Origin of the sequence: Mycobacterium sp. (assembly GCF_036488105.1) — a bacterium.
GTDB lineage: Bacteria > Actinomycetota > Actinomycetes > Mycobacteriales > Mycobacteriaceae > Mycobacterium.
Genome location: NZ_DASXHW010000124.1, coordinates 1 through 2,130 on the forward strand (window position 1 = coordinate 1; position 2,130 = coordinate 2,130).

The 2,130-nt window shown below is 67.7% G+C and carries 3 protein-coding genes; 1 reads left to right on the forward strand and 2 read right to left on the reverse strand.

Translation table 11 applies throughout. The features are described from left to right. Positions 1-206, reverse strand: a 206-nt coding sequence (locus tag VGH54_RS06615) for an alpha/beta hydrolase domain-containing protein (protein ID WP_331511142.1), incomplete at its 3' end; no start/stop codon positions are given. A 170-nt stretch (positions 207-376) separates the two neighbouring features. On the opposite strand from VGH54_RS06615, the gene VGH54_RS06620 reads away from it, so the two are divergent. After that, positions 377-1,588, forward strand: coding sequence for an MFS transporter (locus VGH54_RS06620; RefSeq protein WP_331511143.1), 1,212 nt, complete (start codon positions 377-379; stop codon positions 1,586-1,588). Between the two features lies 1 nt (position 1,589). Here the strand turns inward: VGH54_RS06620 and VGH54_RS06625 are convergent. Further along, a partial coding sequence (locus VGH54_RS06625; RefSeq protein ID WP_331511144.1) for a hypothetical protein occupies positions 1,590-2,130 on the reverse strand: 541 nt, incomplete at its 5' end.

Sequence of the window (2,130 nt, forward strand, 5' to 3'; positions counted from 1 at the left end):
GTGGTGTAGTCGACGGCTGCGGCCGGCGACACACTCCACCGGCCATCCGGGGTGAGTTCCGCCGCGGCACCGTAGGACGATGCCGACCCCGAGATGAAAAATTCCTCTGCGACATATCCCACACTGGCGATGTCAAAGGCGCCCAACAGGAGTGCGGGTTTGCCGGGCGCCGGCGTGTACGTGAGCGCATCGCCGCTGGTTGCCACGTGCGCATCATAGAGCCGACTGTCGGCTGCTCGGGCTGCATCAGCGTCGGTAGCAGCTGACCGCGGACCTGAACTTCGAGTTAAATGCGTTGCAATCGCCGTCCGGCCGGGAATAACTTTCCAGGCGTTGTGGTCGTGTCTGATCACGACTGCGAGGAGGAATGGCGTCCATGATCTCGGCGGATGGGTCAACGGGCTTGCTGCCGCGGCCGCGCTCGGCGCCGGCCGGTGCGAACGTCGAGTTCGGCGCCGTCTTGGCTGTCCTGCTGGTCACCGGATGGGTCGCCAACCATTTCGTCGCCTTGATGCCCGCTATCAGCGATCGCCAGCACCTCAGCACGTCGACGCTCGACGCGATCTTCGGTATCTACGCGGTGGGGCTGTTGCCCGGCCTGCTCATTGGCGGGCGGGCCTCGGATGTGCTCGGACGCAAGGCCGTCGCGTTGGCCGGTTCGGCGACCGCTGTGGTGGGCACCGTTGCAATGCTGCTTTCCCAGGAACCCGACGTTTTGCTGGCGGGACGTTTGATCGTCGGCGTTGGTGTGGGTCTGGCGATGACCTCCGGCACCGCGTGGGCTTCCGACCTGAAAGGTCCAGCCGGTGCGGCCACCGCCGGCGCCGTGCTGATCGCCGGGTTCGCCATCGGACCACTCGCCGGCGGGTTGATCGCCGGGGCGGGGGATTTCGGCGTCCAGGTGTCGTTCGCGGTGGCCGCGGCCCTGGTCGTGGTGGCGATGGCGGTCACGCTCGCAGCCGCACGCGGCACGGCAGAGTCGGCGCCGGTAGCCGCAGGCGACGCGCTAACCGCCACGACATCGAGGCTCTCGAGCACGCGCGCCTTGAGTTGGGCCATGCCGTTGGCCCCCTGGGTGTTCGCTTCGGCGACATTGGGATTCATCACCATTCCGGCCCGAGTTCACACTGGGCTCGCGGCTCCGATCGCCGCGGGTGTTGCGGCCCTGATCGTCAACGGCTCGAGCGGAGTCATCCAGATCATCGCCCGCTTGGGGACGTGGGGCCCGCGCGCCGGCACCATCGGTGCGGCGCTGGCTGGGCTCGGCTATGCGGCGATCGCGGTGACGCCGCCGACGATGACGCCGGCGATGAGCATTGCGTTGATGCTGGTCCTCGGCTGCGCATCTGGGCTTTCGTTGCGCGAGGGCTTGATCGACTTGGAAGCCGCGGCGCCACAACATGTCCGAGGCATGCTGACCGGCGCGTTTTATGCGCTGACGTACATCGGCTTTGGCCTGCCGCTGCTGTTGACCTCAGTCGGGTTTGGCGGCTCGCAGATCATTCTCGCCGTGATGGCGTTGCTCGCGACAACCGCCGCGATCACCCGGGCGCTGAGGCTACGGCGAGACAGCCACCGGCAGAACTGATTCAGGCCGCGACGACTTTGCGCCGCCGGACGCCGGCAACCGGAATGGGGTCGTTGCCCACCACGCTCAACCCGGCGAGGCGCCGCCACGAGCGGATGGCGTTGCGAGTGACCTCCAAGATCCGGGCAGCTCCGGCTTCGCCGTTTGCCAGCCGGTGCGCACGCAATGCGTTGCCCGTCACCGCATCCAGGGTGTCCCAGTCGTCGGTCTCCACGAGTGAGGTCGATTGCGTCGCTGCCCGTACCGCGTAGAGTTCGGCGCCCTCCGATGTCTCACTGACGGAGCGGGCAGCCCGGGCGGCACTGTCCCACTCGGCAATCGGCGGCATGTCGCCGGGCACCAGCCGACGGTGCAGCTCCGCGACGTCGGTGATCGCATCGGCGGCTGCGGCGGCGGCGTAACGAACGACGCCCCACGGCGGGCTGATCAGCAGCTTGGTCACCCAGATGTGCATGACCGTGTCGGCGACGTCGGCAGTCCCGACGGTCAGCCACCCGAGGTCGAGCACCAGCAGACTGTTCTCCGGCGACAGGTAGCCGTCA

Bases quoted from the DNA above. Each gene is read 5' to 3' on its own strand.
- VGH54_RS06620 (WP_331511143.1), top strand. From the start codon at position 377: ATGATCTCGGCGGATGGGTCAACGGGCTTGCTGCCGCGGCCGCGCTCG.